Raw genomic sequence first — 6430 nt, forward strand, 5'->3', positions numbered from 1 at the left:
CCAAAAACTAAGGGCAGAAGTAGTCATAGAAGACCAAGGTTTTAGGATCAAGGTAAACGGCGCTGACAGCACTCTGGCACCCTCTGGACAAACTACTGGCACTGAGGTAAAAAATGACTTGTTTCCTGAAACCACCCACGTGGCAATAAGCCAAACCGAGAAGGCCAAAGCCTTTGACGAAAAAGTAAATACGCTACTGGAGGTGTACCAAAAGTTTGATTTTGAAAAGCTTCGATTCGATCAAATTCTGGTTTATATCAATGACCCTGGCAAATTTGGAACACTGTTGGAAAAAGTAAAGAAAAGTATGGAGAGCTTGGGCGAAGAACTGTTGGAAGACTTGTCACAAAACAAGCTAAAGTTGGTCAAAGCCAAGATAGAGACTGAAGTAAACAAGATCATTGATGATTTAGTAAAAGAGTTTTACGAGAAGGAATCAAAGAAATAAACCAACGATATTTTAAGCATATATACATACCATGCATTCATTCAAACAACAACTTCATCGGGTACTCCTCCTTTTTGTTTTATCAAGCATCTGGGCAAGCACTATAGCCTGGGCAAACGACCGCGATTCGTTGCAAAAAGCCCACATTGAAGCTTCGGTCAAACTAATTAATCGGGCAGTTACCCACAACACCCTCAAAGCACGCACTGTCGCTTCTAACTATTTGATTGACCGCTTAAACTATGTAAGTGCGGACACCAAAACCAAGATAGAGCAACTGCAAGACTTGCTGAAAAAGCAAACGGGCAAAGCGCTGTATGTGATCATTACCCGCAGCCCCGATATGGTAGAAGAGCCCAACGCCGCCACCCGGTTTAATCAGGAAACCAAAGACTTTACAGAAAAGGTGTACGCCCAATCGATGTTGGACGAAAACACGGTATTGCTCACGATCAATTTTGTGAAGTCGATCAAAGGCAAAAAGGTGGGCATCAAAACCAGTTATCTGCAAAGTACCGGGCTTGCCGTAGGGGGTAGTTTGGCGCAACACAAAATTACGGCGAATGATTTCAGGGCTGACTTGCAAAACAAGGCGACAAATGTCAACACCAAAGATGACTATGCGCGGGCACTGATATACCGGGTACATCAGTCGTTGGGCAATTTTGCCAAAGAGGTTGCCTTGGATAACCCCAGTTCTGAGCTGATAGCGAAGTATGAGGAGGTACTGGGGGTGGCGAGTCAAACTGGGGCTTGGGCGAGTGCCAGGGTCATTGAAGTATCTGATAATGAATTAGTGGCAAATCTTGCGCTTGCCCAAGAAACCTATGACGGGGTAATGACTCCCTCTGGCAAGGCCATTAGTGTAAGCAATATGCAAAAAAAATCTTTGCAGTTTTGGCTAAGCTGCAACGGTAGTCTCAAAGGGTTTATTGGCAAGAATGGCAAAAAGTATGTGGCACTTATCAGACCTGCCAATGGGACAAGCTGTGGTAGTGGTGCCGAGTTTTTAGGCTATTATCTGAAAGGGCTGGCAGCTCAGCACGTCAAGTTGTCGGAACAAAACCCAGCAAAGTACCCTGTCTGGGTAAAAACAGGAAGTAAAGTCAGACTCAATCCTGCATTATTTAAACCCGAAAACTGGTTTCCTACTCAAAACATTATCTTAGAGAAAAATAAGCGCCTGAGAGCCCGTAAATACAGAAAACCCTACTTGAACTCGGTCTACATCAACTCGGCTGATATGAGTGGCTTTTGGAGTTTGCTAAAAGACTTGCAGGTAGTAAAAACGGTTTGTTATGAAGACATTTACTGGAACAACGTGCTTGCCACCCCAAGTAATCGCAGCAATATCAAGGGAGCGATAAACCCCCATCACTTTGACGTACAGAACAGCCGAACCACTGTCAAGCAAACAGGTTGTGATTTTGATAAGCTGTTGGCAAGTGCCCAAAATACTCAGCCTCGCTTAGCGGCTGGCTGGGGCATGTTGCTCTACTTTAAATATGTCAAAACCGCTGGCATACACAAGCAAAACTGATTAAGTTTGCTACCTGCTTACTACCACCATTGGCAAGAATGAAACCTCAACCTGGTAAACTTTGAGCAAAGTTTGACACACCGGAGCTCACCATTTGGGCGGCAGTGCTTATCATATCATCCAGGAAATACTCAAGAGTTATAAAGCGAACCGAACTCAAAAGAAAGTATGCTACCCTTCCGGGTAAAATAAGAGGTGCTTATTCGGGTAAAATGTATACTGTGTGGGCAACTAAGACCAAAAAAATCCCCCAAGGTTATAATCGCTATTCAAAGGACTACACAGGCAAGTCGCCAAAGTATCAATACAGCATACAGGATTTGATTGTGCGCCACCAATACATTGCGAATAACCACACCATCCTCAGCCCTAACATCATCAAAGCAGAAAAAGCGGGCAAAGCCTTTCCCTTATCCAGCCCCGAGGTAAAAGAACAATATAAAGCCTTGTTTGGTACCAATTCGGCAATTTTTGCCTGGGCAAAATATGCGGCTGGTTCGGCAGGAGCAGTCAAAGACGAATTTTGTTTCTATTTAAGAGGTTTTGCCGATGCGGTAACGTCACTTATTGATAGCATAGAAATAAAACCCCATTACTGGAACCCTTTGTGTGTAAAAACAAAGGTGGGTGATTGTAAAGCTTGCCAATATGCTTACGCTCCTGCTTTTAAAAATATGTTTGGGATGATTGAAGACCAAAGGCTTCGTACCAAATTACAGGAAGATTTTGCTTTTTTTGCCGGGGTATACAATGGTATGCTGGGGCAGCTGAAGGGCTTTACCCAGATGATTTCCCTGATTTCGGGCTATTTTAGCGATCCCAAAATACGCAATCAGATGGCACAAGCGATGAACAAGCTCAGGAAAAAGGGAGTTTGGAAGCTCGTAAAAGAAGAGTATAGCAAAGCCACTTGCAACAATTTTGTCACCAACTATACCCAAGGCAAGGTGTTGGTAGACCTGCTGTCTATTTATGTAGGGGCTCCTAAAACAATCAATGGTTTTATTGAGTTTACGGGCAAACAACTGGATAACCTGACTACCAAAATAGCCCCCACCCTCACCAAGCTCAACCTGGTGACCAAAAAATTGAGTAATAAGGCGATTAAATTAGTGAAAGAAAGTGGGGTTTTTAAAATTAAAAAAGCAGATAAAACCCTTGCCCAATTAAACCCCGAAGGTAAGCTGGAAGTAACCAGGGCTTTGCGTACCCAACCTGCTGGAGACCTGGCAGCATTGAGGGCACGAGGGGAGGCTACCCAACCCATAGCAGCTCGTTTGCCCGATGGCACAGAGATGAATATTGTGATTTATAAGCAACGCACCAATGCAGGCGAAGAGTTGGTGCACTGCCAACCCAATGGCAAGCGCACTTGTTTTGTGGCAGGTACGCTTATACTGACTAATAAAGACCACAAAAAAATAGAGGATATCCGAGTAGGCGATTGGGTATGGAGCTATAATGAAAAAACGGGCAAGCAAGAATTGAAGCGGGTAACCAAAGTGTTTGTAAGGCAGACCCAAAAACTTATAAATTTATATTTTGGCAACGAAATTATTCAAACTACTTTAGAACACCCTTTTCGCCATCAAGGCAAGTGGGTAAAAGCAAATGCCTTAAAAGCGGGCGATCGTCTGCAATTATATCAATCATCCGCTCAATTAGCGTTAGATAGCCTTGCTCGCCAAGATACCAGTGTTACCGTTTACAACTTTACCGTTGCCAGCAACCACAACTATTTTGTGGGCAAGCAAGGGGTGTTGGTGCATAATGCTAATGGGTATGATGATTTGCTTGCCCGCACCAACAGTCAACCACTCAAAGATAAAATCAATGCCTTGGGCAATGACAAGGCGAAGTTTTTAGATGACTTTAAGGATGTAGATGCTGTTTTGGCTAAATTTGAGGCAAAGCCTGAGTTGGTTGAAGCGTGGAAGGTGTTGTATAAAGCTGACCCAAAAGATGCTGCAAGGTTGGGGAAAAATGGGGAGTTAGATGATGTACATAAGTATTTAATATATTCTAACAAAAGCCCTAGTAATATAGCCATTGAGATTCAGGCAATGGGTGCGTATAACAAATGGTTAAGTAATGTAAAACAGTTTATTAAACCATTTATACATATAGATGCGAAGAACTATAAAAGTTTTTTGCAGGAAACAGCAAAAGCTGTTACTAATTCAAAGTGTCGAGATAATTGTTCTGTAGTCTCTATTTCTATTGCGCTTAAACTTCAGGGCAAACCAATACTTGATAAATCTAAGTTTCTTGAAAGTTTTGTAGGAAAGGGTGGGGAGCACGGCTTAAATAGATTAGAGGATTATTTAAAGAAAATACCATCAGATAAATCGGATATGACTCGCCCCTTCCTTAATGGATTTCCCCATAGAGCTCAAATAGCTAGTAGTTATAAACCTTTACCACTCAACAATAGGGTATTTGTTACTAAACTATTGGAAGATTCTCCTAATGGCTCTTCTTTTGTTTTTTCAACCTACAAAGGAACACAGTATTCAGGTCATGGGCAAGGTTACAAAGGGCATACCTTTAATGTAATTAAAGATAAAGACGGTGTCATAAAATATTTGGATGGACAAATCGAGAGTAATTTGCAATTAGGAGTAGGTATGGCTGAACTATTAGAAAAAATGAGAATACATGGTCGTGAAAACCTAAGTTCTTGGTATATATTTGATGCTTCTCAAATAACCGTCAAATAATACATTTTTAACTAACACTGAATGAGTAGGATATGGAAAAACAACTAAGAAGAGTTGATACTTGGATAAAAAGCTATAAACCTGATTCAAGTCAAGAATTAAATCCTTCTTTAGATGATATCAAAACTGAACTGTCCCTGATTAATGTATTTGATTTAACAATTTCTATGGTGGAGGCTCTTGGTAAAACTTATAAAGAGGATTTGGTTACTTTATTTACACATTTGGTTAGTCTAAATAAGTTAAATATTTGGGGGATAACAGAAGAATCTGGAATTATGGAATCTATTCCATTTAGATGTTTATCCAGTGTTGAATATATTACATTTGAAGCTTGTGAGTTTAAAACTTTACCAAAAGAAGTTTATACCCTTACAACGCTTAAGACTCTCTCTATTCGCTATGCCCTGAGTGGTAATGGAATAAGCAATAAAATTAGTGAACTTCGGCGGCTCACGTCTTTACAAATAGCAAGTGATGATTTAACTCATTTACCAAACAACATTGGAGATTTAGTAAATTTGAAACATCTAAATATATATGCTCCTAAATTATTCCATATACCAGATAGCATTGGAAATCTGACAAGCCTTAATTCATTACATATTTATACAGGGAATTTTCTTCCCAAAAGTATAACAACGCTTACTGAGCTAGAGACTCTGTACATTGATTTTTTTGAAGAGAAATCTATCATCAGTGAAAAGGAGTTTGATACATATTTGGAAGAAATAATTTTACCCCTAAAACAACTGAAACATTTTCACATCAAATCATCTGCGTTAAAAAAAATGCCTAAATGGTTTCATCAATTCAGAAACCTAGAAACAGTCAGTTTTGCTGGTTTATTGGATGAAACTGTTTTACCAGAGTTATTGAGAGGTTTTAAACAACTTAGAAGTTTACGATTTACAGAAAGTTATATGACAACGGTCCCCCCATGGGTTTCGGAACTCAGTAGATTAGAAATGCTTGATTTTACTTCGACTAACCTTACTGACTTACCCAAAGATATTACAAAACTGGCCTATTTAAAACAATTAAACTTGAGTTTACTATTTTACATGGAAGATGGAGTCAAGGAGAAAATACAAGAAATGCTACCCAATTGTGAGATAATTGGGCTCTAACATAAATAAGAAATAAACGTGTTTTTTTGTCATTTCCGATAAATTTTATAAATAAGCTTGTCTTGCGTTAAAGTCTCGGATATAAGCACTAACTATTTTTAAAATTACCTCTAACTCATCTGTTGGAAGTTGTTCTAACACCCACTTGGCGCAAGCTTAGTGAAACGTAGCTTGTGCCTACTTTTTCAGAATGCGTCTAGGGGCGACACTGGATAATTAATAAAAAGCAACATCAGGATTTTCAAAAAACTTCTTGATGATGCTTTTTTTGTTTTTAAACTCCCGAAGTATTTGCTTTAGCTTTCGTCCTAATTTTTTGACAGTTGGAAATACCTGATTTTTCATTATTACATTTTTTAGATAATTCCATACTTGCTCAGAAGCATTTAACTCAGGAGAGTAGCTAGGTTGTTTGACCAATAACAACCTACCTTCTGGTAATGTCCCCCCCCCCACCTGGCGCAAGTTTAGCGAAGCGTAACTTGTGCCTATCTTTTGAATGCGTCTCGCATTCCTGTTTTGGAAAAACAGTCTTATTAAAACATTGATTGTTAGAGAGTTAAAGCCAAGTCATTGTACTTGGTTTTGTTAT

At 39.8% G+C, this 6430-nt stretch carries 4 protein-coding genes and 2 pseudogenes; 4 read left to right on the forward strand and 2 right to left on the reverse strand.

The annotated features are described in order from the left end of the window. From M23134_RS36865 to M23134_RS36880, 4 genes and pseudogenes are all read left to right on the forward strand, one after another. Window positions 1–448, forward strand: a pseudogene (locus M23134_RS36865) (fibronectin type III domain-containing protein); the annotation flags it as partial. 31 nt (window positions 449–479) lie between these two features. After that, entirely contained in the window at window positions 480–1988 is a 1509-nt protein-coding gene (locus tag M23134_RS42380; protein ID WP_002706074.1) for a hypothetical protein, read from the forward strand. Window positions 1989–2092: 104 nt separating this feature from the next. Next, window positions 2093–4708, forward strand: a complete 2616-nt coding sequence (locus tag M23134_RS42385; RefSeq protein ID WP_002706076.1) for an intein C-terminal splicing region domain protein — start codon at window positions 2093–2095, stop codon at window positions 4706–4708. A 32-nt stretch (window positions 4709–4740) separates the two neighbouring features. Continuing rightward, entirely contained in the window at window positions 4741–5838 is a 1098-nt protein-coding gene (locus tag M23134_RS36880) for a leucine-rich repeat domain-containing protein (RefSeq protein ID WP_002706078.1), read from the forward strand. 216 nt (window positions 5839–6054) lie between these two features. Here M23134_RS36880 and M23134_RS42610 read toward each other — a convergent pair whose 3' ends face one another. After that, window positions 6055–6183, reverse strand: coding sequence for a hypothetical protein (locus M23134_RS42610; RefSeq protein ID WP_262492936.1), 129 nt, complete (start codon window positions 6181–6183; stop codon window positions 6055–6057). A 21-nt stretch (window positions 6184–6204) separates the two neighbouring features. Next, window positions 6205–6294: pseudogene (locus M23134_RS42840) on the reverse strand (transposase); the annotation flags it as partial. Window positions 6295–6430 lie beyond the last annotated feature (136 nt).

It is taken from the genome of Microscilla marina ATCC 23134 (genome assembly GCF_000169175.1).
Classification (GTDB): domain Bacteria; phylum Bacteroidota; class Bacteroidia; order Cytophagales; family Microscillaceae; genus Microscilla; species Microscilla marina.

What these genes read in the sequence shown, in the direction of transcription:
- M23134_RS42380 (WP_002706074.1), top strand. Translation starts at nt 480, where the DNA reads ATGCATTCATTCAAACAACAACTTCATCGGGTACTCCTCCTTTTTGTT.
- M23134_RS36880 (WP_002706078.1), top strand. Translation starts at nt 4,741, where the DNA reads ATGGAAAAACAACTAAGAAGAGTTGATACTTGGATAAAAAGCTATAAA.
- M23134_RS42610 (WP_262492936.1), bottom strand. Translation starts at nt 6,183, where the DNA reads ATGAAAAATCAGGTATTTCCAACTGTCAAAAAATTAGGACGAAAGCTA.